Genomic DNA, 24,163 nt, shown 5'->3' with positions numbered 1-24,163 from the left:
TCGGGCGGGGCCTGTCAAGTGCTCCGCAGGTGTGTTGCGCGGCGAGGTGATCGAGGCTTCTGGTAAGGCAGGGATCGACCAAGATCATCCTGCTGCGAGAGGTCCCGTTGCGCGATCAGTGTGCCCTTTCTTCGTCCCGGCTCACCGGGGAGGATGCCCGATTCCGGATGGCGCCGGGGCATCTGGGCGAGTTGACTCGTTACCTCCCCGTGGAGCTCGTCGACGCCGTGTTGGCCGAAACCCGAACCGTGGAGCGGAGACTGCGGTGCCTGCCGTCTCGGGTCGGGGTGTACTTCGTCTTGGCGCTCACGCTGTTCCCGTCGTTGGGGTACTCGCGGGTGTGGGACAAGCTGACCGCCGGGCTGCGGAGTTATGTCCGCCTCTGCCCGAGTGAGAAGGCTCTTCGTGACCTCCGTCGGCGGCTCGGGCCCGCGCCGTTCAAGGCCTTGTTCGAGATCGTGGCTGGTCCTCTGGCGCAACCGACCACGGCAGGGGTGTGCTACCGGCGCTGGCGGACCGTCGCCTTCGATGGCTGCAGCGCGGTGAAGGTCCCCGACTGCGAGCGCAACCGCGCCTGGCTGGGGAGGATCCAGGCGCGGCTGGGTTGGGCGGGCTATCCCATGCTTCGGCTGATGACATTGTGCGAGACAGGGACGCGCGGCGTGCTCGGCGCCGCGTTCGGACCGATCAGCCAGTACGAAACCGGGTATGCACGCCAGTTGCTGCCGCTATTGGACGCGACCATGCTCGTACTAGCCGACAGAGGCTTCGACGCCGACGACTTCCTCGCCGACACCGCCGCGACTGGCGCCCAGCTCCTTATCCGTGTGACCGCCCGACGCCGGCCGGCGATCCTTGCCGCACTACCCGATGGTTCCTACCTGACCCGGTTGGGCCGCTTGAAGCTCCGCGTCATCGACGCGGAGATCACGATGACTGCGAGCAGCGGTGAACGGGTTGTGGAGCACTACCGGATCGCCACCACGCTGCTGGACTGCCGTCGTGACCCCGCCGAGACGCTGGTGCGGCTCTACCACGAACGGTGGGAGGTCGAGTCCGCCTTCTACGCCCTGCGGCACACCCTGCTGCGCGGAACCGTACTGCGGTCACACGATCCCATCGGTCTCGAGCAAGAACTGTGGGCCCAGCTCACCGTCTACCAGCTCCTACGCACGGCCATGGTCGACGCGGTGGAGTCCCGGCCAGGCTCCGATCCCGACCGCGCCAGCTTCACCATCGCTCTGGAGGCCGCGCGAGATCAGCTAACCCTTGCCGCGCCGGCACAAGACGCCGCGCGCGACGCACTGATCGGTGTCGTCGGCACCGCGATCCTGGCCGGTCTGTTGCCTCCTCGACGTCGCCGCACCAGCGCCCGAGCGGTCAAGGCAGGTCGCACCCGCTATCCCGTCAAACCGGATGAGCGTCGTCCCCGCCGCAGTCGCCCGATCACGAGCCTGGTCCTCATAGTCCGGCCCGCTCCTACCAGCCCACCGTCGACCAGATCAGACGACCCCGTAGATCGCCGCAAGGCTGTCCGCGGGACCAGGCCGATGGGCGCAGGGCACCGCAACCGCGTCTTCCACCTGATGTCCCGTCAGCCGGACCGTGTCTGGCGCCCGATCGAAGTCGCCGCGCACCTGGACGTCCCGAACATCGCGACGCAGATGAACCAATGGGCCACCGAAGGCGTGCTCCGCAAAGTCGGCTACGGCAAATACACCCTGGCCGACGAATGGAAAACAGCCCATTGACAGGCCCCGTCCCGGCTTAACTTCGTGGCCTTGGGCATGGCCGACGTGTGCATCGCCGTCTGCGACGGTCTGCCCGGTCTCGGGAACGCGATCACCACCGTGTGGGAACGCGCCGTGGTGCAGACCTGTGTGATCCACTCAATCCGCAACACCTTCCGGTATGCCTCCCGCAAGTACTGGGAACGGATCCCGTGTGATGTCAAGCCCCGTCTACACCGCACCGACCGAGTCCGCCGCGAAGGAACGCTTCGCCGAGTTCACGAGCACGTGGGCCAGCAATATCCGGCGATCGTGCGATTTGGGAGAACGCCTGGTCGGAGTTCGTGCCGTTTCTGCACTACGACGTCGACATCCGCCGGGTGATCTGCTCGACGAACGCGATCGAGTCCCTCAACGCCCGCTACCGTCACGCGGTCCGAGCACGAGGCCATTTCCCCAGCGAACAGGCCGCGCTCAAGTGCCTCTACCTCGTCACCCGGTCCCTAGACCCCACCGGCCGTGGCAAGGCACGATGGGCCATGCGGTGGAAACCGGCGCTCAACCCCTTCGCGATCACCTTCGAAGGCCGCATCACGCCGGGCAGCAACGAACCGAACCAAGCCCAGATCCACTGTTAATCGGACAGTCCCTCTGCTGCCCCCGGGCCCAAAGCCGGATCTCGTGTGGGATGTGAGTCCCTACTGCGAGCGCAGCACCTGCACGTTGTTGTCGTTCGCCGCGATGAGGTCTGCATCGCCATCGCCGTCCACATCGGCTGTGAGGGTGTCCCTTGTGCCGGAGAACGAGCCCGCGTACCACAGTTCGGGAGGGGCGTAGCCCGCACCGGTGGAGCGCATTACCTGCACGTCGGTGTCGTTGACGGCGATGAGGTCCGCGTTGCCGTCAGCGTCGATGTCCGCGGTGAGGGTTTTCCGGGTGCCGTAGAACGGAGTGGTCGACCACTGCGTGGGGGTGTCGAACCAGCGGTTTGCGTTGCTGGGTACCACTTTGGTGCCGTTGGAATCGACGAGGATGAAGTCGGCCTTGCCGTCGCCGGTCGCGTCGGCAGCCAGTGTCGCCTTCTCACCGCGGATAGGTGGGCCCCACCCTGTCAACGGCAGCGTCGTGGTGCCGTCCGACAAGGCCGCCAGCGTGATGTGGTCGAACAATCCGATTACGTCCGTGTCCCCGTCACCGTCCAGGTCCGCCGCCCGGTTCCCGTAGTCGCCGGCGATTATGTTGTCTAGCCACGGCGTGGAGTCTGCGAACCGTTCCCTGCCATAGCCGTCGATGATTGACCTCGCCACCGAGATGCCGCCGCGGGGGTTCGAAGCCGTTTGCCGTTGGACCATGATGGCGTCCGCGCGGCCGTCGTTGTCGGCGTCGCCGATGAAGTTCGTGTCGCCGTAAATGCTGGTGAGAGCGGGGTAATCGCACCACCGCTGCGGCCCCTGGAAGTCCGACCCGGTCGACTCCAACGCGTAGCAGCCGTACGAGTTGGGGTTGGAGGTGACGAGGTCTTCCTTGCCGTCGCCAGTGACGTCGCCGACCATGACCTCGACCCCCGGGAGAACCGTTCCGGTCCACCACTGTTGCACCACGCCAGACGCCGCCGCGGGTCTGGTGGGGGCCAAGGACAGCAGACCCGCCATACCGGCCATCATCAGAGCTCGCATCACGTCCCCTTCGTGTCGGCTTTGCCGTATTCAGGTCGCGGTCAGCCGGGAAACGTTACGGGTGCGGCTCTCGTCGCGGGCGTCGCCGATGTCGGCCCAGCTGGACCCCGGCCGCGCAGTCGTCGCGCATGACGGCCAGCGGCGGCCGGTGAGTCGGACGCGTCGACGTCGAGGTCGACGGGCCAATCGGCTCGCATCGTGCTGACCAACGACTCCAAACGGAACGCGATGTCGGCGGCGATGTGGCGAGCGATCCCGGATGCGGTCACTGGGCTCGCGGACAACACGGTGCGAGCAATCGTGCTCCAGGGCGCGCGCAACACCTTCTGCGCGGGCGCCGACATCGCCGGACTCACCGCCATCCGCGGCGGCTCCCCCACGAACGCAGGACCGAGAGCCTCATCGCGCTCGTGAACCGGCGGCGAATCGGCGGAAGGAATCAGCGCCTTCCTCCACAAGCGACAGCCCGAGTCCCTTTCCGTCAACCAAACTCTCGACAGTCGTCAGGTCATTTGTGAAGGCAGCGGGTTATCACCCGGTTGGTGTAGCAACCGGGACCCCGCGTTGCCGAGCGCGAGGTCGCCGTCCCGCCCCCAGGTCCGTGGCGGCCGCATGTGGGCGAGGAGCAAGTCGGCGTGGCCTGCGAGAAAGAGGCATAGTGGTCTACATCACGTTGACACTTGGAACTTAGTTTCATTGTATAGGTCGCGTGGAACACAATTCCAACACGATTCCGGCAGTCGCCCGTGCGCTCCTCGTCCTTGAGGAACTCGCCCGCTCGGGCGCCGAGCTCACCTTCACCGAACTGTGCGACAGCACCGAGACGCCGAAAGCGACCATGCATCGGCTGCTGGCGACGCTCCAGGAGCGCGGCTACGTCTCGCAGAGCACCACCGGTCGCTACTCCGTTGGCGTGCGGTGCTTCGAACTCGGCAGCATGTGGGCGCAGAAGCTCGACCTCCGGTCGGTGGCAGCGCCGTTCCTGCAGCGGTTGAACCAGGAGTCGCGCGAGACCGTGCACCTGGGTGTCTACGAGCACGGCGACGTTGTCTACATCGACCGGCTCGAGAGCCCGCAACAGGTCATCGCGAAGTCGTATGTCGGGCGACGGTGCACCGCCACGTGCGTGGCCACTGGGCGGGTGTTGCTCGCCTACAGCGACCACGCCGAGATAGACCGCGTCCTCGCGGAGCCGCTGCCGTCGTACACACCGCACTCGATCGTCGACCCGGACGAGATGCGCCAACTGCTCACCGACGTGCGAACCAACGGCTTCGGGGTCAACAAGTGCAGCTACCGCGACGAGGTCTGCGGCGTCGCGGCGCCGATCCGCGACCACACAGGCCGCGTCGTGGCGTCGGTCGGACTGTGCCTGCCAGAGCACCGCTTCTCCGAGGAGCGGTTCCCGTTGCTGCGGGATCTAACCCTGCAGGCGGGCGCCGACATCTCGGTCGCCCTGGGCGGACCTGCGGCCGTCATCACTCATCGCGTTGCCGCGGACGTCGCACCCCCCAGCACGTCCTGAATAGCCTCAACTCAAGGAGCGACATGTCGCGTACCACCAAAGCAGCTGGGCCCGCGACGCTGGCCGCCGCCGCACGGACGCCGGTCTGGCGACGCATCGCTGACCCGCGGATCGCGGTCCTCATCGTGGCCTTCCTAGCGATCTGGAAGGTCGCCTCAATGGTCATCGGCGGCTACAACGTCCCGACGATCTCGAGTGTGGCCAGCCAGCTGTGGGAGACCGCCAGCAGCACCGAGGGCCTGCAGAACCTGGGTATTACCCTGCTTCGCGTCGGCATCGGTCTGGGGGTCGCCTTCCTAATCGGCACCGCCCTCGGCCTGTTCGCCGGTGCCAGCAAGTCGGCCGCTGGCTACCTGCTGCCCATCGTGCGGTTCATCCAGGGGATCCCGTCCCTGTCGTGGGTGATCATCGCCGTCATCTGGTTCAGCAACGTCGAGCTGCGCGTCTTCTTCGTGATGCTGCTCGTGACGCTTCCCGGCTTCACGCTGCAGACCTACGACTCCTACCGCGCAATCCCGGCCGAGCTGCGCGACATGGCGCGGTCCTTCCGTCCCAGCCGCTGGGCACTGTTCCGCGAGATCACGCTGCCGGGGGTTACCCCTGGGCTGTTCACCGCGTGGAAGGTGAACCTCGGTCTGGGCATCCGCATGGTGCTGATCGCCGAGCTAGTCGGCGCGACCGTCGGCGTCGGATCGCAGCTTCTCACTGCGCAACAGCTCTTCGACATGGCGGCCGTCGTCTCGTGGACTCTGCTCCTGGCGATCTGCATGCTGATCCTCCAGGCCGTTATCGACGGCATCGAGGCCTACGCCCTGCGCTACCGCGCCGTACCGCAGCAGGCGGCCGCGAAAGACGCCACCGTCTCCTCACCCGACCTCTCGGCTGCAAAGGGGTAGCCCATCATGAACCAAGCCGTCATCGAGTTCGACCACGTCGCCAAGTCCTTCCCGGGCCACCAGGCCATCGCCGACCTCGACTTCACCATCAACGCCGGTGAGCTGGTGTCGGTCGTGGGCGTGACCGGGTGCGGGAAGTCGACGATGTTCAACCTCACGCTCGGGCTGTTCGCCCCGACCACAGGGACCGTCCGGGTACAGGGGCACGACCCGCACACTGAGTTCGACTGGTTCCGTCGCCGCGTGGCGGTGGTCTTCCAGGACGCCCGACTGCTGCCCTGGCGTACGGCGATGCAGAACGTCTGCATCGGCATGAAATTCGCTGGCATCGACAAGCGCGAGTGGGAGCCGCGGGCGCGCGACTGGCTCGCCCGCCTCGGCCTGGCCGGCCGGGAGAACTCCTACCCGCACCAGCTGTCTGGTGGGCAGCGGCAGCGCGTGTCCCTGGCGCGGGCCTTCGCTGTCGACCCCGAGCTGATCCTCTGCGATGAGTCCTTCTCGGCGCTGGACGAGATCACCGCGAAGAACCTGCGTGCCGAGTTCGTCGAACTTGTCCGCAGCGGTGGGAAGAGCGGCGTCGTCATCACCCACAACATCACCGAAGCGTTGTCTCTCGGCGACCGCGTCATGGTGATGCGCGCCCCCGGCCACCTCGCCGACGACATCCGGCTGACACCCGGCGCAGACCGGGCCGAGCTGGACCGGCTCCGTCAGCGCATCCTGCGTGCGATGGAGCCGCCGACCGACAGCGACGTCGGCCAGCCGGCGCAGGCCGACGCGGCACGCACCGAGGAAATCACGACCGCATGACCTTCACCGAAATCCGGCAGGTCACCGCGCCGGACGGCTGTCGCTTGGCCTACCGGGACCTCGACGCCGACCACAGCGGGGCCGTGGTGCTACTGCACAGCCTCGGCGCCGACGGCACCATGTGGGAGCCCTGCGCGGAGCGACTGACCGACTGTTTCCGCGTCATCATCCCGGACAGTCGTGGACACGGTGCGTCCGGGAGGGCGCCGCGGACCTCGGTTGACCAATGGGCCGAGGACATTGCGACGGTGTTGCACCACGCCGGCGTGCAGGACGCCCTGCTCGCGGGCGTGTCCATGGGCGGTATTCAGGCCCTGGCGTACGCCGCGGCGTACCCCGGCACGCTGTGCGGCCTCGTTGTGGCGGACAGCTTCGCGTCGCTGCCGGTTGAGATCGCTGCGGCGAAGATCGCCTCGTTCACTGACCAGGCGCACACGACGTCGATGGCGGAGGTCGCGGCGACCTATGTGGCCGACACCTTCCGCGAGCCGGTGCCCTCGGCCGGCGACGCGGTGCGCCACGCGATGGCGGGGCTCGACGCCGAAGACTTTGTCGCGGCCGTCGAGGCGTGTTTCGGCGCGCAGCTCGACGATCGGCTGTCCGACGTCAAGGAGCCCGTCCGCGTGCTGTGGGGTGAGCGCGACGGTAAGACACCGCGGGCACTGTCGGAGTCGATCGTGCGGCAGCTCCCCGAGGCCACGCTCCGTGTCATCCCAGGCGCGGGGCATCTGTCGAACGTCGACAACCCCGACGTCTTCGCCACCGAGTTACGCGAGTTCAAGGCGGCGCTCCGTGCGCGACCCGCCTCAGAGGTCTAGGAGGGCCACCCACCCATGAGCAGCACCCATGTCATCGACGTCGACGTCAATGGCGAGGTTCGTCGATGTGAGACCACCGGGCGTACCAGCCTGGCCGATTTCCTCCGTGATGCCCTCGGGCTGACCGGCACGCACCTGGGCTGCGAGCAAGGCGTCTGCGGGGCCTGCACGGTCCTGCTCGACGGCCAGCCGGTCCGCTCGTGCCTGATGCTCGCGGCGCAGGCGGACGGGCGGTCCGTCACGACGGTCGAAGGACTCTCCGGTGTCGACGGCGAGCTCAATCCGGTCCAGGAGGCCTTCTGCGGTAGCCACGCACTGCAGTGCGGCTTCTGCACGCCAGGGATGGTACTCGCGGTGCAGGCCCTGGTAGAGAACGTCCCCGAGCCGACCGACCACGATATCGACGAGGCGATCGGCGGCAACATCTGCCGCTGCACCGGCTATGTGCAAATCCGCGAGGCGATCGCCAAGGCACTCGAGGCGAGGTCAACGATCGAGACGGTGCCGGCGCGATGACCCTGCAACAGGAGCGCCCACGCACCGGACCGCTGAGCGAGCCGGAGCGCCACTACCTCTCGAAGCCCGACCGGGTCCGCGAAGACCGGCGGTTCGTCACCGGCAAGGGCCGCTACGTGGCCGATCTGATCAGGCCGGACACGCTGCACGTCGCCCTGGTCGCCAGCCCCCACCCGCACGCCCGCATCGGCGCGATCGACACCTCGGCTGCCCTGCAGGTGCCGGGCGTGGTGGCTGTCCTCACCGGTGACGAGCTCGCAGCGGAGACCGAGCCGCTGCGCCAGTACCTCGACGTCCCCGAGGTGCAGTGGTGGCCGCTGGCCGTCGGTTCCACGCGGTACGCCGGCGAGTGGGTCGCCGCGGTTGTCGCCGATTCGCGTGCGGTGGCCGAGGACGGTGCCGAGCTGGTCGTCGTCGACTACGAGCCGCTGCCGTTCGTCATCGATCCCGAGGTCGCCGCGGGGAAGGACTCGCCACTGGTGCATCCGACACACGGGACGAACGTGATGGCGGACCGCCACTTCGCCTGGGGCGACGTTGCGGGCAACCGCGCCCTGGCGGACCGCACGACGACCGTCCGGACGCGATGGAACCGCAACTCGACCGTCCCGTTGGAGACGTTCGGCGTGATCGCGGCTTGGGATCCCCACCGCGAGTTGCTCGACGTCTGGGCCTCGATCCAGATGCCGCAGTTCCCCGAGCAGGTCGCGGGCTCACTGCGTATCCCCACCAACCAGGTGCGCGTGCACTTCGACGTCGACGTGGGCGGCAGCTACGGCGTCAAGCGCGGCATCAAGCACGCCGTCCTCGCTGGCTTTCTCGCCCGCCGGCTGGGCCGAACTGTGGCGCTCATCGAGGACCGCAGCGAGAACATGCATGGCGGCGATTTCCACGGGCCGGACCGGATCTTCGAGGTCGAGCTGGCCTACACCGACAAGGGCGACATCACCCACATCCGCATCGACGTCCTCGATGACGAGGGCGCCTACCCCGGTCGCTCGCCGCTGCAGCTGGCGAAGCCGATCGGCGCGATCGTTGGCCCTTACCGGATCACGAGCGCGGAATATCACGCAAAAGCCGTGGTGACGAACAAGACCGGACAGGTTGCCGTCCGCGGCTTCGGCCAGTCGCCGACCAACTACGCGATCGAGGCAGCGGTGGACGCGGTGGCCCGTGACCTCGGCATGGACCGCATCGAGCTGCGTCGGCGCAACTTCATCAAGCGCGACGAGTTCCCCTTCCGCATCCCGAGCGGCACCGAGTACGACTCGGGCGACTACGAGACGGTGCTCGAGAAGGGCATCGCCGCCGCGGACCTTGCCGCTTTGATTGCCGAGCGTGACGAGTTGCGCGGCAAGGGCTACCTCGCCGGCATCGGCGTCGCGTCATGCCTCGAACCGGGCGGTGGCAACGCGATCTTCGAGAACATCATGAACCCGAAGAACGACAAGACCACTTTCCCCGAGGCCTGCCGCATCCGGGTGGACGGCGAGGGTGCGGTGACTGCGGTCATCTCGATCTCGTCGGCGGGCCAGGCGCACGAGACGATGGTCGCGACACTGGTGGGCGAGGAGCTTGGCATCAGCCCCGACCGGATCGCGGTCGTCCGCGCCGACTCGCTGTCCGGCTTCCCCTCACAGAGCCCGGTTGGGTCCCGGATGACCATCGTGCTCGGCCAGGCAATCCATGGCGCGGCCGGCGAGCTGAAGAACAAGCTCCGGATCATCGGCGCCCACCAGCTTGGCCTGCCGGTCGACGAGGTTGACTACCGCGACGGCGCCGTGGTGTCCGGCTCGAACCCCGACGTACGCCTCTCGTGGGGAGAGCTAGTCGCCATCGCTCATCGCAAGCAGCATCTGATGCCTCCGGGGATGCAGCCGGGGCTAGAGATGGTGCACGTCGCCCACACCCCACGGTCCGGCACGTTGACCTCGCCTGAGGGCACGGTCCAGCTCTACCCGACGTACTCCTTCGAGCTGCACCTGGTGCTCGCCGCTGTTGACCCTGGTACGGCGAAGGTCGAGCTCAAGCGCTACGTCGTGGCACACGACTGCGGCACGGTCATCAACCCCGACGTCGTCCGCGGCATGGTCTACGGCGGCACTGCGCACGGGATCGGCGTGGCGCTCTACGAGCAGTTCGCCTTCAGTCCCGAGGGCCAGCCGCTCACCTCGTCCTTCATGGACTACCTGTTGCCGAGTTCCCACGAGGTGCCCCGCATCGTCGACGTGGAGCACTGCACTCCCTCGCCTTACACCTCGCACGGCCAAAAGGGCGCCGGCGAGGCGGGCTACATGGGAGCGCCGGCCGCCGTCGCCAGCGCCGTCAACGATGCGCTCAACGGCGTCGGCGCCGCTCCGTTGCACAGCCTGCCGATCAAGCCCAGTGACATCTGGTCCGCGCTGCGGGCCGCAGAACAGGAGAGCTCGTGACCAGCGTCGTCGACGTCCACGCCCACATGGTGCCCCTACGCCTCATCGAGCAGGTGCACGGCGGGGAGCTGAGCTTCCCGGACATCGAGGTGACGGCGCACGAGTCGACGTACCGTGTCGCCTTCAACGGTGGTGCGCCGACGCGCCCCATCGCGCCTGGCCTTAGCGATCTCGGCAAGCGGGTGGCCTGGCTCGACCAGAACGGCATCCACCACCAGCTGGTCGGCGGCTGGCTGGACATCTTCGGCTACGACCTCCCGGCCGAGGAGGGTGCGGAGTGGTCGGCCGCACTGACCGACGCACTGCGTGAAGTGGCAGTCGAGGAGCCGCGGCTCACCGTCCTCGGAACCGTGCCGCTGCAGGACCCCAAGCGGGCAGCCGAGGCGCTGCGCCAGCAGGTCTCCTCCGGCTCGCCGGGCATCATGATCGCCACCCGCGCTGCTGGCCGAGACCTCGACGACGCCGCGTTCACGCCTTTCTGGGAATCCGCCCACGAGACTGGCGCGATCGTCTTCCTGCACCCGGGTTTCGGCGGCGCCAGCGAGCGCTACAGCGACTTCGGGCTTGTCAACGGCCTGGCTCGCTTGGAGGACACCACGGTCACGCTGGCGCGGTTGCTCTACGCGGGCATTCCGGAGCGGTACGCCGGGGCGAAGATCGTCGTCGCCCACGCGGGTGCCGCGCTGCCGTACGTGCTGGGCCGGCTCACTCGCAACCACCTGCTCAACAAGGACACCACCCACGATCCCGTGGCCTCCTTCCGCAACCTCTATTTCGACTCGGTGGTCTTCGACCCCGACGCCCTGCAGCTGCTCATCGGCAAGGTGGGCGCGCAACGGGTGATGCTGGGGTCGGACTACCCGTTCCCGATCGGCGACCTGGAGCCGCGCAAGCTGGTCGCGGATCTACAGGTCGGTGACGAGGACAAGCGCGACATAGAGGGGCGCAACGCTGCCCAGCTGTTCGGCGGTGGGGCGGCGTGAAGCCCGTCGACTTCGAGCTCCACCGACCCGAGACACTCGCGGAGGCACTCGAGCTTCTCGCCGAGCACGGTGCCGACGGCAAGGTGCTCGCCGGCGGCCAGAGCCTCATCCCGCTGCTCAACTTCCGGCTGGCGCGCCCTGACCACGTCATCGACCTCGGCCGGATCGGCGCTCTCCGGGCGATCCGGCGGAATACCGATGCTCTGGTGATTGGGGCGATGGTGACCTATCACCAGGCCGAGCGGTCCGCCGCGGTGGCCGAGACCGCCCCGCTTGTCAGCGCCGCGCTGCCCCATGTCGCCCATCAGGGAATCCGGGCGCGGGGCACGATCGGCGGGAGCGTGGCGCACGGCGACCCTGCCGCCGAGCTGCCCGCAGTGTTCTCGGCTCTGGACGCCACGATGGTGGCGGTCAGCCGGCGTGGTACCCGCGAGATCGCGGCACGCGACTTCTTCCTTGCCAACCTCGTCACGGCGCTGGAGGAGGACGAGCTGCTGGCCGAGATCCGCGTGGCCCCGGTGCCCGCCCGCACCGGCGCGGCGTTCAACGAGGTCGGCCGTCGGCATGGCGACTTCGCGCTTGCTGGGGCCGGTGCACAGCTCACCCTGACCGACGACGCGACCGTCTCGTCGGCGCGGATCGCGCTGACCGGCGTCTCAGCAAAGCCGTTCCGGGCCACCGAGGCCGAGAACACGCTCGTCGGCCAGCGGGTCGACGAGCGGCTGTGGCGCCGGGCCGCCGACGTCGTACGCCGCGATGTGGACCCGGCTGCCGATCTGCACGCCACTGCCGACTACCGCCGCGACGTCGCCGGCACGATCGTCGAACGCGCCCTGGCCGCCGCCGCCGCGCGGGCCCTGGGTAACCGAACCGGATCCATGGAGGCAACCGGATGATCTACGAGCTGCGCGAGTACGTCGCGCACGACCACACCACGGACCGCGTCCATGACCGGTTCCAGAAGGCGACCATCCCCTTGTTTGAACGGCACGGCCTGGAGCTCATGGGCTTCTGGGTCGACGCCGGTGACCCGCGGCGGATCGTCTACCTGCTTCGGTTCGAGGACGAGCAGGCGCAACGGCGGGCCTGGGAGGGCTTCCAAAAAGACCCCGAGTGGAAGGACGCCAAGCAGACGTCCGAGACCGATGGCCCGATCGTGGCCGAGATGAGCAGCCGCAACCTGCTCGAAGTGCCGTACTGGCCCAGCTCTGACACCGGAGGCACACGATGATCCCTCTCAACCAGCAGTTCCGGGTCGACCTCGGAGTCGACGACGCGTGGGGCCTGCTGACCGACCTTCCCAAGGTCGCACGCTGCATGCCTGGCGCCAACCTCGACCAAGTGATCGACGATGAGTACCGCGGTCGTCTCTCCACGAAGATCGGCCCGATCAACGCCACTTACCAGGGCGTCGCCGTCTTCCGCGAGCGCGACGATGTGGCCCACCGGGCGGTTGTCGAGGCGCGGGGTCGCGAGGCGAAGGGCAGCGGCTCAGCCTCCGCCCTGGTCACCCTGCACCTCAAGCCGGACGGCGAAGGCACTCTCGTCGACGTCTCGACCGAGCTCGCGATCAGCGGCCGTGCTGCACAGTTCGGGCGCAGCCTGCTCGCCGAGGTCAGCAACGCCATGCTCGACCAGTTCGTGCAGCGGCTCGAGGCGATGATCGCCCAGTCCGACGACGGTGCCGACACCACGGGGACGCCCGAGACGGCCGCACCGAGCATCTCCGGCGTAGCCCCCGCTGCTGCGGCCGACGCTCGCGGCGAGCTCGGCGGCACGGACACGAACGTCACGGGCAACCAGTCGCTCGACGTCGTCCGGGCGATCGTTCTGCCGTTGCTCCGGCGCGCGGCCGTACCGATCGTCACGGCAGGTCTCGGCGGTCTCATCGGCCTTCTGGCCGGACGCCGCGGCCGACGGGCCAGCCCGGGTGGCATCCCGGTCACCTATGTGCTGCCCTACCCAGGCTCCGCGCCGCACCTGCCCTGACCGGCCACCAGCTCGGCATACCGACCAATCCGTCCAGAAGTCTGTGATATCCCTCAGAGACGAGGTCATCTTGCTTCGCAACACCGACTCCCGGCATCTCCCGGGAATACGCACGACCGCTCCGCGCCGCCGCATCGCGGCAGCCAGCCTCACCCTCGCTGCGCTGGCACCGCTGGCGGCGTGCGGCTCCGACGAAGGATCGGCCGAGGGCGGGGGCGCCCGCGTCGACGTGGTGGCCTTCCAAGCGCCGTCGCTGGGCGCCTTCCTCCCCGCCATCATCGATGATCAAGACCTCGACGCCGCCCACGGCCTCGACATGCGCTTCACCTACGCGACGCCCGATAACTACAACTCAGAGTTCGGTGCGGGGCATTACGACGTGGGTGCCAGCGCGGCCCTGCTCTCGGAGGCCTTACGCACCGAGCGCGGGTCCGAGGTCACTTACCTGTTCAACCTCTTCGACTTCTACGGCACCGTGGTGACCCAGAAGGACGACATCCAGCAGTTGACCGACCTCAAAGGCCGCACGCTCGCCGCAGCGACCGGCACGACGAACTACGCGATGTTCGCGTGGTTCGCCCAGGAGGCGGGCCTGGACCTCAGTACCGTAGAGACCCAGAATCAGACCACTCCCGGCCTCTCGACCATGGCCCAGACCGGTCGGACGGACGCGACCCAGCTGTGGGAGCCGGCGTACTCCTCGCTCGCGGCCGCCACCTCTGACATCCACAAGATCGACCTCGACTACGACGCGTGGAAGGCCAAGCTGGGGACCGACCAGATCCCCTATCTCGGCGTGGCCGCGCAGCTGGAGTGGGCCAAGAGCCACCCGCAGGAGGTCCAGGGCCTCTACGACACCTACAAGGCCGCCGCTGACTGGGTTCTGGAGAACCCCGAACAGGCGGCCGAGATCATCGCCAAGGAGATCCCCGGTGGCGACGCGGGCGTTATCCAGCAGCTCATCGAGACCAACGACGAGCGGCTGAAGATGAATGTCCAGCCTGCCAGCGCCGTGGCAGACGGTATCCGATCGGTCTTCCAGGCCGGCCAGCAGACCGGATACCTCACCAAGGAACCGCCGGAGACGGTCATCTACGACGGGCTCGACTGACCGCCGGTCGAGGCCACTCGCGGCGAACACCTTGTTAGCCGTGAGTACGCCGCTTATCACGGGCCAGCCACCACCCACTACGGCGGCAGCCTCTGCGACCGTCACCGCGACCACCGCTGTGGCGACGCCCGAGGAGGACTATCTGGCCGTGCTCGCAAGCACCGGGCAGTTCCCCAACGTCGAGGGCCACGCGCGCGAGCTGTGGCTGCGACACGGTTACGAGGCGTGCCGACAGCTGGAGCTCACCGGCGACATCGTCGCGACGAGATTCCCTATGGCGGACGCGATGGCGGACTGGTCCCCCCAGGACAGGGCCGGGGCGAGCCCGGGCTCGCCGAGCGCGCCGTGATCCTCGTCGACACGGCGGGGATCCAGCTACGCCCGGACGTGCAGGCGTACTAACCCTGCGGCTCCCCTCGGCCAGGCCTCCCGAACTGCCGGACTGCCGGACTCCGGAAGGCCCGGAGCCCGGCAGTCCGGGGGGTGTCCCTATGTGGTTGTCAAGCCGCAGCGGGCGTGGTCTCGGGTTGCGGGGTTCGGTAGTAGGTGTGGTTGCGGAGCATGGCGAAGAGCACGTCGCAGCGGCGGCGGGCCAGGCAGATGAGGGCAGCGTTGTGTTTCTTGCCTTCAGCGCGCTTGCGGTCGTAGTAGGCCCTGCTGGTGGGGTCGTGCAGGGCGGCGAAGGCGGCCAGGAAGAACGCCCGTTTGAGCTTGCGGTTACCGGTGCGGGCGGGGTGTTCGCCCTTGATCGAGCTGCCGGAGGTGCGGGTGACGGGGGCGATCCCGGCGTAGGCGGCGAGGTGTGCCGGAGCTTTTGAAGGCGGAGGCGTCGCCGATCTCGAGCAGGATGCGGGCGGCGGTCCTGACCCCGATGCCGGGCATGGAGGTCAGGACCCCGGCAAGAGGGTGCGCATCGAGGATCTCCTCCACCTCCGTGGCGACGGTTTTCCGTTGTGCCAGCACGGCTTTCAGGCTGTCAGCGAGCCGTGGGAGCACGGCGTCGGCGGCCGCCGTGCCGGGGACGGTCACGGTCTGCTCGTCCAGCGCGGCGAGGATGCTCTCGACCAGCTTGGCGCCCATGCGAGGTGCGTGCTTGGTCGCGATGGCGCTCAGTTTGCGGCGTCCGGCCTTGCGGATCCCGGCCGGGCCGCCGCAGCGGGAGAGGATCTCCAGCACGGCCGTGTGGGTGATACGCGGTCCGAGGACGCGTTCCAGCGCGGGGTGGATGCCGGTGAGCAAGCCGCGGATGCGGTTGCCGAGGCGGGTGGCCTCACCGGCCAGGTCGTCGTCGAACCGACCAGCACCTCCAGCTCGGCAAGGGTGTCGTCACCGGTGTCGACCTGGCGCAGCGTGTGCGGCAGGCTGCGGGCGGCATCGGCGATGACGTAGGCATCGCGGGCGTCGGTCTTGGCGGTGCCGGGGTAGAGGTCGGCGATGCGGCGCATCGCCAGGCCGGGCAGGTAGGCCACCTGGTGCCCGCAGGCGCGGGCGACCGCGACCGGCAGGGCGCCGATCGTGGCTGGTTGGTCGACGATGACCAGCAGCGGCCCGTGGGCGGCGAGCTTGTCGAACAGCGCCCGCAGCTTGGGTTCGCTGTTGGGCAGTGGCCCGTCATGCAGCCGTTTCCCGGCCGGGTCGAGGCCGACGGCGTGGTGGTTTCCTTTGCCGACGTCCAAGCCGAGGAACACGCCATAACTGCTGGTCATGTGCAGTGTCTTTCGTCCGTCGCGGGTGGTCGCCGGTCGAGCATCGATGGCCGGCACCCACGCCTGCGACGAGACCTGCCCGAAGGCGGCCGTGTCCCTATTCAGCGGTCCCTCGATGCCACCAGGTCCGGTGACACCACCCCCCGGATCATGCGTGCGACTGGGGGCATCAGTCATGCCGGACCTGGCGACCACAGCTCCTTGATCAGGAACTACGAAGAAGGTAACGGGGCGGTGCGGGCCAAGGGACCTGCGCCGGGATCGTCGGCGGTCGACCACGCGGTCAGCGTTCAGGTGCGGATGATCTCGTTGAACGGCACCCAGATGCCGCGCGGGTCAAGCAGGGCGATGAGTTCGTCGAGCGCTTCCGTGATCGCGGTGAGCCGTGGCCGCGCCCGCGCGGGATCCGGGATGTAGGCCGCGATGTCCTGCTGCAAGGGCTGAAACCAGCGGGCAAAGGCGGGGTCGTCGAGCCGGTCGACGAAGGCGACGTAGCTGATGCAGGCAGGGTCGTCGGCCGGACTGTCTGGGTCGATCATCAGCTCACCCAAGGCCCACTGCTCGCCCCCGAGCAGCATGAACGTGAGGTCTCCGTCCCTGCTGGAGATCGCGCCCTGCACGGCGGCGAGTCGGCGCACCAGCTCACGGTTACGTTCCTCGTTGCCGAAATCGAGGACCCGGACTTCCCGCGAAACGATGTGCACCCAGCACAAATACCGGCCGATGCGGTACATCGTCTCGTTGATCGCGTAGTCGAGATAGCGCTGGCTGCGTGGTTCGTCGGCGGCGCTGAACTCGGTGATCTGCTCGGGGTCCATGACGTTACGCAGGCGACTCGCCAGGGCGGAGGCTGCGGCCAACAGGGGGCCGCTGTAGCGGTCGGTGTGGTCCAGGCGTTCCTGCCGCCGCTGTTCCAGCTGCCGCCGACGCTCGAACCGAGCACCCAGCACCACCGTCACCAACGCACCGCTGACCGAAATGAGCGCAGCGATGACCGCAACCGCGTTCCCCATCCGAGAAACCGTACAACAGGTAGAACACGGATACGCTGAGTCGCCAAGTCCGCCGAGCCTTCCTGCACCGCCGTCCGCTCCACGTGGTCGACAGCAAGCTCGCCGCAGACTCACAGCGAGTGATGGCCGACCCCGGCGACGAACTGCTCGACGAGCACCTCGCACCCGAGTTCGTCGCCGTCCTCGGTTCGGCCAGCAAGACACTGGCCCCGGGACTGCGCCTCGGCTGGCTCGTCACCCCGCCCAGCTGGACCGAGCACGTTGCGGTCGCGCGCCGGGCGATCGACCTCGGCATCTCGACACTGGACCAACTGGTCCTCACCGAGCTCTTCGAATCGAGCGCGCTCGCGCGGCACCTTCGCCAGATGCGCAAGACCTACTCGAGCCGGCGAGCCACAATGCTCGACGCCGTGAAGCAGGCACTGCCGTCCGCACAGGTCCCCGGCGTCGCCGCCGGACTGCACATGCAGGTGATGCTCCCTCCAGAGATCGATGAGGAGCGACTGGTCAGCGACGCAGCTCTCGAGGGGCTCAAGATCTACGGCCTGCACAGGTACCAGCAGACCGCGTCCGCGCCACCGGGCGTCGTGCTCGGCTTCGCCCGCGCGACCGACGCTGCGATCGTCGAGGGGGTGCAGATCCTGGCGCGCCTGGTCGACGCTCAGGCCTGACCCCATCTGACGGACCGTAGTCGACGTCGGAGCGCCGAACAGCCGCCATCGACCGTTGATGTTCGCGCAGCCAGTCGGTGGCGGCCGCGAACACCCGGTCGGCTCGCACCCGGTGATCGTCACCATCTTGGCGGGCCTCGGTGCTCAGCGAAATGTCCGCGTCGGTGGCCATCGGCTGGACACCGGGTACCACTCGTGGGCGGACTGGCGGCTCACGCCGAGGCGGCGCCGATGTCGGTCCCAGGTGGCCCCGGTCTCGCGTGCCTCCCGCATGACGTACCAGCGGCGGCCGGTGAGTAGCTCGACCAGCCGCTGGCCGGCGGCCACGGCTTGGGTGGCGGTGACCGGGGCAACTTGTCCAGGTCGTGCTGGAAGTTGCACGGATCGTCCGGTTTGCGGGCCACCATGCGGTGCAGCAGCACCCGCTCGTCCTACTTCTCGCGGATCACGCGGTCGACGTCGGGCCCGGCGGGCAGGTAGCGCCGCCCGGCGCCGATCGGCGATAACCGTTTATGCGGAATTACGACTGGAGACCGACTTGCCATAGCAGGACTAAACCATACTCCGCCGACGAAAAGACTCTGCCATTCACCACTATCGCTTCGCAAATATCTTCTACCCGCCTTTGGGTTCGATTGGTGAGCTTTCTACCGTACTCGGGTGATCCCCCGATAACGAATAGATCCGGCGAACCGGACATTTTCGTGGGCGGGCTCGGCGAGCGCAGAATGGTCGCCCGCGAGCCCGCCGTGCGCCTCCGATTCAGGACTCGGCCGGACGATCAGGGGTTCTGCCCAGGCGGGGCCTGACCGGCCGGGTTCTGGTTCTCCGTGTCCTGCGTGAGGCCACCACCCTGGCAGCTCGGCTGCTGGCCGCCCGGCTGGTTGCCACCTTGGTTGGTGCAGGACACATCGACAGGCTGGATCTTGGCGAACGCTGGCGTGGCAGGCAACAGCACCATCGCCACTGCTGCCACCGCTGCCGAAACAGCTGCAGCGACTCTCTTCTTTGTCATTTCAGAACAACCTTCATGATTTTTGCGCGTCGTTATTCTCCGCTCGCACAGCCCGGACTGTTGAGAGAAGTCCTGACCCTTTTCATTGGCCAGTTGATTCGCTCGAGCGGCTGTATCGTCACGCCGCTCGCGGCGGGATGTCAATTGGACTCCCGGAAAAATCCCATTGCGTTTTTCGACGCTCATTCTGAGTGGACGATCCACTACCATCGGAGAACAGACACGCGAGTATGACGGACCACGGCGGGAGGCTTCAGCGCAAGCCGAGCAAACTCGCACTGACGCGCAACCTCAGGTGCCTCAACCCGGCGTCGAGGCTGCTCGCTCGTGCACCACAGTTCGTGCCTAGCGGGGCAGCCGCGCGAGGAGGTCGTCAACCCATTGCCTGCGGGCGCCGCCGCTGCGATGCGGCCCCAACCGAGGCGGTCGGTGAGTGCCCGAAGCACCGTGGATGCTTCGCTCGGCCGGATCCCGCGTCGGATGAGTAGGTCGCTGAACTCGCGTGCCCCGTCGTGCGTGCCGGCCTGGCATGCGTGGTCGAAGTCGGTGACGCGCACGTTGACGGGCACACCCGTGCTGCGTGTGCTCGATCGTCAACCCGCCCTCCACCATGGTCACCGCCAGCGCCGCGGTACCCAAGCCCTGCGCGAGCTGGGCGTTGTCGAACTCCGGTTCGAGGCCGCCCTCGCCGATCGCGACTCCCAGTACCGGAAACAGCAGCAAGCTCGGCAAGCCCGGCCGCACCACAGCGTGGGTGGCGGCGATGCTGACCAGCAACACGTGCCCCCGGTCAAGAGCACCACGTAACTGCGGCAGCGTCACCAACGCCCCACACGACCCGATGGCATCTCAGGAATGCGACGTGGCGCGGTCGATACCCGGCACACGTCAGCCGGTGTCTCCGACGCAGGACCGTTGCACTGGCCGGACAGGGCCCCGACCTCCCAGATCTCCATCTGTGCAGGTCAGGGCGATTGCGGCGGCTACCTTGACGGTCGAGGTCACTGGTTCGATCCCAGTATCGCGCACCACCTGTTTCCCAGGTCAGACTCCCAACGGTGATCACCGCCGGTGGGGTTTCGTCATTCCTGGGCGGACTTCCAGCGCCGCCGCCGTCAGGGCTCAGGCGACGGACGGCGGGCGTGGCTATCGCGACCCGGACCGATCGATCTGTTCGCGAAGGATGTCACCGTGTCCCGCGTGCCGGGCGAACTCTTCGATCATGGCGAGGAGAGTCCAGCGCATGCTGACTGTTCCTTCCCGGGGATTATCCCTGGTGTCGTCGAGGTCGAAACGGGCTGCGATCACCCGCGATCGCTCGCTTGCCCGCTCGAACTCGGCGATCACGTCGACCAGCAGCTCGTCGTCGGCGACGGCGAAGGTGCCCTCGTCCCGGTTCGAGTATCCGTCGCATTCGGATTCGTCGAGTCCCGCCCAGAATCGCTGGAACCAGATCCGTTCGGCGGCCGCGGCATGCTTGATCAGGGAGATCGGTGTCGTCAGTGACGCAACGAGCCGGCGCCGCGCGTCGGCCTCGGAGAGGCCGCGTACGGTGTCGATCAGGGCTTCGCGGTTGCGATCGAGCATGTTCTCGATGATCGCTCGCTCGGCGCCGTTGGTCATTCGGTTGGTATCCACGGGTTTCACTCCATCTCCAGCGAGGCGTCGGGACCGTGCGGTCCCGCCTCGGTCGGCGGTCAGGCTGCGTTCGGCGAGGGCAGGCGAAGCCGGGACGTCGCATCCAGAGCTGGAATGAGCCGGAGCGTTCGGGGTCACCGCTGTGATCCGCAGGGCGCGGGTCGACGCGGGCGGAATTGAACATCACAGCCGAAGCCGGTTCAGGTCGGGAGCCGAACCGATCGCTGACGCGTATGCCTGTCTGTCGCAGATCATCCCATGACTTCGGCCGTCAGGCCATGTACTTGAACCGAGGGTCGGAGACGACCTGCCCGCCCGCCCCTGAGGTGGAGAGTTGACACGGCCGCGTTTCAGTAGCCCTCACGTCTGCACTAGCCTGGACAACTCCTCGAACAGCAAGGACCGTGAGGCTGGCATGCGCACCTACTTCGAGCCCGAGGACACCGACGCGCTCGAATCGGCCAAGGCCGTCCTGATCCGACGCTGCGTGGCCTGGGCGGAGCAACAGGGCCGCGAGCTCGATCCGATGGCGTTGAACACGATGCTGGACTTCCGGCACCACAGCGTCGACGGGCGGCTCGGGTACTGGACCACCGGCTTGGTCGAGGAATTCCTGCTGTCGCACACGCCGCGAACGGTGTCGGCCACCGCGCAGGACGTAGCCCACATGCCCGAGGACCTGCGCGCGCTCATCCGTTACCTGCACGCGACCGGGCTGGCCGACCCGACCGGTGATCCGCAGGCCGAGCTCGACGCGGCGATCACGAAGGCCGGGGCCGAGTTCCCCGCGGCGATGGCCGACGAACGCAACTTCGGCGTGGCCAAATTCTGGGTGATGAAGGCCCTCCGCCTGGGGGTGGACCCCACGGACGATGCCGCCATGGCAGGGTTCCTCGACGACGCCCGCGCGGGCCGGGTCGACTACGACGACGGCATTCTCGCTGAGATCGCCGCCCGGCATGTCCGCGATGGCGGTGGCCGGCCCGAACGCGCGGTGCTCCAGCTGCCGGTGTCGCTTCCGCCGGACGCGGAACTCGCGGCAGCCGCCGAGCGGACCCCGGTGGTCGCCCGGTTGCGAGGGCTGGTCGACTGGGTCGGCGAGGGTCGATCGCTGACCCCGAGCGGCAACCTGAAGCTCGCTGATGCCCGCGAGCTGGTGGCGCTGCTGGACACCGGCGACCGGTTCGACCCGCGGATCGGGGACCGGGTCTTTCAGACCCGGAGCAGCTCCGACCTGCCGGTGTTGTCCTCTCTGGTGGAGCTGGCCAAGCAGGTCCGCGTCGTCCGGGTGGTGAAGGGCAAGCTGGTGCCGGTGGCCAAGAACGCTCGGCTGCTGCGCGACAGCCTCGCGTTGTGGACGGCCGCGTTCGGCGCACTGCCCTCACCCGAGCTCGTCACGCAAGGACGTCACTGGGTACCTGAGCACACCACCCTGCTCAGCGTCCTCATCGACGAGGTGCTGGCCGACGTGCTCAACACCCTCTACGGGCTCCCCGAACCGATGCCGGTCGTCCGGCTCGCGGAGGGTGTCTGGCTGTCCCTGAACGAAGCCTTCGACATCGATGATCTCGATGCGGCGTCCGAGACGACGTGGCGAAAGGGGGTCGGCGACGACCTTCGTCGGCTGTTCGCCACGCTCGCCGACTTCGGCGCGGTCGAGCTGACCACCGCGGAGCCCGATCCGGTTTTCCGCGCCGATCTGGGCCTCGACCCGGGGGCGGCTGACCAGGTCGCGCCGTTGCCGCCGGACATGCTCGATCGGCTGCGGGCCGCACTGCGGCCGGGGGCCGGCCCGATGGAACTGGTGTCCCTCACGCCGCTGGCCACCCGGGCGGTGCGCGCCCGGCTGGTCGAAGAGGGCCGGCACGCGCCGCTGGTCGGTGAGCTGGCCGACGCCGAACCCGGGCCCATGCTGGGCATGCTCTCCGAGCACTACAGCCCGGAGACAGCAGAGGCAGAGGTCGCCGGATGGCTGGCCGCCCACGGCGGCCGGGACCGCGGCCTGCCGCGACTGCTGGACGCGATCCGCGACTGCCCGTTCCGCACGCGCGCGCTCGGGATGCTCGACATCCTGTCCCACACCTTTCCCGACCGAGCCGCCTTCCTGCGGAACCTGCGCGCGGACCGGCACCTGGGCCCGATCGCGACCCACTTGCTGGTCGAGGACGGCGAGCTCGCGATGGAGGAACTCGGCGAGGAGGAAAGGGTGCTTGGCATGGCCGAGCAGTTCATCCACCTGCTGGAGATCGGCGGCCCCGACGCCGTTGCCGACATGCTCAGCGAGCTCCCCCCGGACGAGGCGCGCGGCTTGACGGCGACGCTGCTGGCGTCCGGTCATCCGGACGAGACCGGGCTCGAGGAGCTCCGCGAGCTGCTCGCCGCGCGGCGGCCCGGGCTCGCGACCGTGCACCCGCTCGCCGGGACGTCCCGGTCGTCCCGGTCCTCTCGGAAAGCGCGCGAGAAGCGACGCAAGCGCCGGCGTTGAGCCCGGCCTCGCTCGACCTGCCACGGTGCGAGCGCGACCCACCGGCGACCGCAGTGAAGGCCACCTTCACTGCGTTCAACGCAGTGAAGGTGGCCTTCACTGCAGCGGGTGGCCGCAGACGTGGTGGCCTTCACCGCGGCCGGGCGGTCACTGCTCGGTGGAGTCGTTGCCGCCCTGCTCGGCCAGGAAGCGTTCGAACTGGCTCGCCAGCTCGTCGGCCGTCGGCATCGGGGTGTTGTCCGCCAGCAGGTTGCCCTTCGCACTCGCCGCCGTGAACGCGTCGTACTGGCGCTCCAGCGCGCTCACCACCTCGGCCACCTCGTCCGACTCGCGGACCTGGCGGTCCACCTCCTCGTCGGTGCGCCGCGCCGCCTCCCGCAGCGTGTCGGACGGCAGGCTCAGTCCCGTCGCACGCGTGATCGCGTCCAGGAGCGTCAGTCCCGCCGCCGGATACCGCGCCTGCGCCAGGTAGTGCGGCACGTGCGCCGCGAAGCCCATCGCGTCGTGGCCCGCCTCCCCCAGCCGCAGCTCCAGCATCGCCGCGGCGCTCCCGGGAATCCGCACCTCGTTGAACAGCGGCTGGTAGTCCTCGATGAGCTGCGCGCGGGTCGCGTGTGCCGTCAGGCCCAGCGGCCGCGTGTGCGGCACGCCCATCGGGATGCCCTGGAAGCCCACGCTCAGCCGCACCTGCCAGCGCTCCACGAGATGCCGCACGGCGGCGGCGAAGCGTTCCCACTCGTGGTCCGGCTCCGGTCCCGTGAACACCAGGAACGGCGTCGCGTTCTCGTCGTGCAGCAGCCGCACCGCCAGCTCCGGCGCCTCGTAGTCGGTCCAGTGGTCACCCGAGAACGTCATCGTCGGCCGCCGTGAGCGGTAGTCGATCAGCCGGTCGACGTCGAACCTCGCCACGACCGGCCCGTCCAGCTCCTCCAGGAGGTGATCGGCGACCGCCCTGCCCGCCGAGCCCGCATCGATGAACCCGTCGAAGTGGTAGAGCAGCACCGCACCGTCCAGAACGGGAACGTCGGAATCCACTTCGTACAATTCGACCGGATCCGACACCACCGCGAAACCTCCTGATCTTCAGCTGTCTGTCCCAAGCGGATACCAACGCATGGCGGTCCTGTTTCCATCCCACCACATCGACCT

At 68.2% G+C, this 24,163-nt stretch carries 22 protein-coding genes and 2 pseudogenes; 18 read left to right on the top strand and 6 right to left on the bottom strand.

Features of this window, described 5'->3' with window-relative positions; genetic code table 11:
- Positions 1–92 precede the first annotated feature (92 nt).
- Positions 93–1,751, top strand: a complete 1,659-nt coding sequence (locus tag BA062_RS24425) for an IS4 family transposase (protein WP_425452904.1) — start codon at positions 93–95, stop codon at positions 1,749–1,751.
- A gap of 36 nt (positions 1,752–1,787) precedes the next feature.
- A pseudogene (locus BA062_RS24420) lies at positions 1,788–2,368 on the top strand (transposase).
- Positions 2,369–2,428: 60 nt separating this feature from the next.
- On the opposite strand, the gene BA062_RS24415 reads toward BA062_RS24420, so the two are convergent.
- A complete protein-coding gene (locus tag BA062_RS24415; RefSeq protein ID WP_168214085.1) occupies positions 2,429–3,382 on the bottom strand; it encodes an FG-GAP repeat domain-containing protein in 954 nt (317 codons plus the stop codon).
- A 222-nt stretch (positions 3,383–3,604) separates the two neighbouring features.
- On the opposite strand from BA062_RS24415, the gene BA062_RS41030 reads away from it, so the two are divergent.
- From BA062_RS41030 to BA062_RS24350, 13 genes are all read left to right on the top strand, one after another.
- Positions 3,605–3,820, top strand: a complete 216-nt coding sequence (locus BA062_RS41030; protein ID WP_281271657.1) for an enoyl-CoA hydratase-related protein — start codon at positions 3,605–3,607, stop codon at positions 3,818–3,820.
- A 295-nt stretch (positions 3,821–4,115) separates the two neighbouring features.
- Positions 4,116–4,931, top strand: a complete 816-nt coding sequence (locus BA062_RS24405) for an IclR family transcriptional regulator (protein WP_110340617.1) — start codon at positions 4,116–4,118, stop codon at positions 4,929–4,931.
- Positions 4,932–4,954: 23 nt separating this feature from the next.
- Positions 4,955–5,827 carry an ABC transporter permease gene (locus BA062_RS24400; RefSeq protein WP_110340615.1) on the top strand — a complete coding sequence of 291 codons (873 nt, stop codon included), beginning with the start codon at positions 4,955–4,957 and terminating at the stop codon, positions 5,825–5,827.
- A 6-nt stretch (positions 5,828–5,833) separates the two neighbouring features.
- A complete protein-coding gene (locus tag BA062_RS24395) occupies positions 5,834–6,637 on the top strand; it encodes an ABC transporter ATP-binding protein (RefSeq protein WP_110340613.1) in 804 nt (267 codons plus the stop codon).
- Entirely contained in the window at positions 6,634–7,455 is an 822-nt protein-coding gene (locus tag BA062_RS24390) for an alpha/beta fold hydrolase (protein WP_110340611.1), read from the top strand. Before BA062_RS24395 ends, BA062_RS24390 begins: the two co-directional genes overlap by 4 nt.
- Positions 7,456–7,470: 15 nt before the next feature.
- Entirely contained in the window at positions 7,471–7,971 is a 501-nt protein-coding gene (locus BA062_RS24385; RefSeq protein ID WP_110340609.1) for a (2Fe-2S)-binding protein, read from the top strand.
- The gene (locus BA062_RS24380; protein WP_110340607.1) at positions 7,968–10,403 is read left to right on the top strand and encodes a xanthine dehydrogenase family protein molybdopterin-binding subunit; all 2,436 of its coding nucleotides are present in this window, start codon (positions 7,968–7,970) and stop codon (positions 10,401–10,403) included. Before BA062_RS24385 ends, BA062_RS24380 begins: the two co-directional genes overlap by 4 nt.
- Entirely contained in the window at positions 10,400–11,386 is a 987-nt protein-coding gene (locus BA062_RS24375) for an amidohydrolase family protein (RefSeq protein ID WP_110340605.1), read from the top strand. Before BA062_RS24380 ends, BA062_RS24375 begins: the two co-directional genes overlap by 4 nt.
- Complete coding sequence (locus BA062_RS24370) at positions 11,383–12,282, top strand: FAD binding domain-containing protein (protein WP_110340603.1); 900 nt, start codon at positions 11,383–11,385, stop codon at positions 12,280–12,282. Before BA062_RS24375 ends, BA062_RS24370 begins: the two co-directional genes overlap by 4 nt.
- A complete protein-coding gene (locus BA062_RS24365; protein ID WP_110340601.1) occupies positions 12,279–12,617 on the top strand; it encodes an NIPSNAP family protein in 339 nt (112 codons plus the stop codon). The genes BA062_RS24370 and BA062_RS24365 overlap by 4 nt, the downstream gene beginning before the upstream one ends.
- A complete protein-coding gene (locus tag BA062_RS24360; protein WP_110340599.1) occupies positions 12,614–13,375 on the top strand; it encodes an SRPBCC family protein in 762 nt (253 codons plus the stop codon). The genes BA062_RS24365 and BA062_RS24360 overlap by 4 nt, the downstream gene beginning before the upstream one ends.
- Before the next feature lie 70 nt (positions 13,376–13,445).
- Positions 13,446–14,486 carry an ABC transporter substrate-binding protein gene (locus BA062_RS24355; RefSeq protein WP_168214084.1) on the top strand — a complete coding sequence of 347 codons (1,041 nt, stop codon included), beginning with the start codon at positions 13,446–13,448 and terminating at the stop codon, positions 14,484–14,486.
- Positions 14,487–14,526: 40 nt separating this feature from the next.
- Positions 14,527–14,835 carry a hypothetical protein gene (locus BA062_RS24350; protein WP_146240066.1) on the top strand — a complete coding sequence of 103 codons (309 nt, stop codon included), beginning with the start codon at positions 14,527–14,529 and terminating at the stop codon, positions 14,833–14,835.
- A gap of 151 nt (positions 14,836–14,986) precedes the next feature.
- Here BA062_RS24350 and BA062_RS24345 read toward each other — a convergent pair.
- Positions 14,987–16,192 (bottom strand): annotated as a pseudogene (locus BA062_RS24345) (IS110 family RNA-guided transposase).
- A gap of 290 nt (positions 16,193–16,482) precedes the next feature.
- Positions 16,483–17,205, bottom strand: a complete 723-nt coding sequence (locus tag BA062_RS24340; RefSeq protein WP_110340594.1) for a hypothetical protein — start codon at positions 17,203–17,205, stop codon at positions 16,483–16,485.
- 83 nt (positions 17,206–17,288) lie between these two features.
- On the opposite strand from BA062_RS24340, the gene BA062_RS24335 reads away from it, so the two are divergent.
- A complete protein-coding gene (locus BA062_RS24335; protein WP_110340592.1) occupies positions 17,289–17,876 on the top strand; it encodes an aminotransferase class I/II-fold pyridoxal phosphate-dependent enzyme in 588 nt (195 codons plus the stop codon).
- A gap of 781 nt (positions 17,877–18,657) precedes the next feature.
- Here the strand turns inward: BA062_RS24335 and BA062_RS40275 are convergent.
- Positions 18,658–19,077 (bottom strand): hypothetical protein, encoded by a 420-nt coding sequence (locus tag BA062_RS40275; RefSeq protein WP_210406983.1) that lies wholly within the window; start codon positions 19,075–19,077, stop codon positions 18,658–18,660.
- Between the two features lie 360 nt (positions 19,078–19,437).
- Here BA062_RS40275 and BA062_RS24325 point away from each other — a divergent pair, with 360 nt between their 5' ends.
- Positions 19,438–19,698, top strand: coding sequence for a hypothetical protein (locus BA062_RS24325; protein ID WP_110340588.1), 261 nt, complete (start codon positions 19,438–19,440; stop codon positions 19,696–19,698).
- Between the two features lie 339 nt (positions 19,699–20,037).
- Here the strand turns inward: BA062_RS24325 and BA062_RS24320 are convergent, their stop codons facing one another.
- On the bottom strand, positions 20,038–20,529 hold the full coding sequence (locus BA062_RS24320; protein WP_110340586.1) for a DinB family protein: 492 nt from the start codon (positions 20,527–20,529) through the stop codon (positions 20,038–20,040).
- A gap of 415 nt (positions 20,530–20,944) precedes the next feature.
- On the opposite strand from BA062_RS24320, the gene BA062_RS24315 reads away from it, so the two are divergent.
- Positions 20,945–23,014 (top strand): hypothetical protein, encoded by a 2,070-nt coding sequence (locus BA062_RS24315; RefSeq protein WP_110340584.1) that lies wholly within the window; start codon positions 20,945–20,947, stop codon positions 23,012–23,014.
- 147 nt (positions 23,015–23,161) lie between these two features.
- On the opposite strand, the gene BA062_RS24310 is transcribed toward BA062_RS24315, so the two are convergent.
- On the bottom strand, positions 23,162–24,049 hold the full coding sequence (locus BA062_RS24310) for a proteasome assembly chaperone family protein (RefSeq protein WP_425452948.1): 888 nt from the start codon (positions 24,047–24,049) through the stop codon (positions 23,162–23,164).
- Between the last annotated feature and the right edge of the window lie 114 nt (positions 24,050–24,163).

This window comes from Prauserella flavalba (assembly GCF_003202235.1).
Classification (GTDB): Bacteria; Actinomycetota; Actinomycetes; order Mycobacteriales; family Pseudonocardiaceae; genus Prauserella_A; species Prauserella_A flavalba.
Note: the sequence above shows the minus strand (reverse complement) of the source record. Positions and strands in the feature narration are given on the sequence as shown.

Bases quoted from the DNA above. Each gene is read 5' to 3' on its own strand.
- BA062_RS24395 (WP_110340613.1), top strand. From the start codon at position 5,834: ATGAACCAAGCCGTCATCGAGTTCGACCACGTCGCCAAGTCCTTCCCG.
- BA062_RS24360 (WP_110340599.1), top strand. From the start codon at position 12,614: ATGATCCCTCTCAACCAGCAGTTCCGGGTCGACCTCGGAGTCGACGAC.
- BA062_RS24380 (WP_110340607.1), top strand. From the start codon at position 7,968: ATGACCCTGCAACAGGAGCGCCCACGCACCGGACCGCTGAGCGAGCCG.
- BA062_RS24400 (WP_110340615.1), top strand. From the start codon at position 4,955: ATGTCGCGTACCACCAAAGCAGCTGGGCCCGCGACGCTGGCCGCCGCC.
- BA062_RS24415 (WP_168214085.1), bottom strand. From the start codon at position 3,382: ATGGCGGGTCTGCTGTCCTTGGCCCCCACCAGACCCGCGGCGGCGTCT.
- BA062_RS24365 (WP_110340601.1), top strand. From the start codon at position 12,279: ATGATCTACGAGCTGCGCGAGTACGTCGCGCACGACCACACCACGGAC.
- BA062_RS24385 (WP_110340609.1), top strand. From the start codon at position 7,471: ATGAGCAGCACCCATGTCATCGACGTCGACGTCAATGGCGAGGTTCGT.
- BA062_RS24315 (WP_110340584.1), top strand. From the start codon at position 20,945: ATGCGCACCTACTTCGAGCCCGAGGACACCGACGCGCTCGAATCGGCC.
- BA062_RS40275 (WP_210406983.1), bottom strand. From the start codon at position 19,077: ATGAGCGTCGAAAAACGCAATGGGATTTTTCCGGGAGTCCAATTGACA.
- BA062_RS24340 (WP_110340594.1), bottom strand. From the start codon at position 17,205: ATGGGGAACGCGGTTGCGGTCATCGCTGCGCTCATTTCGGTCAGCGGT.
- BA062_RS24390 (WP_110340611.1), top strand. From the start codon at position 6,634: ATGACCTTCACCGAAATCCGGCAGGTCACCGCGCCGGACGGCTGTCGC.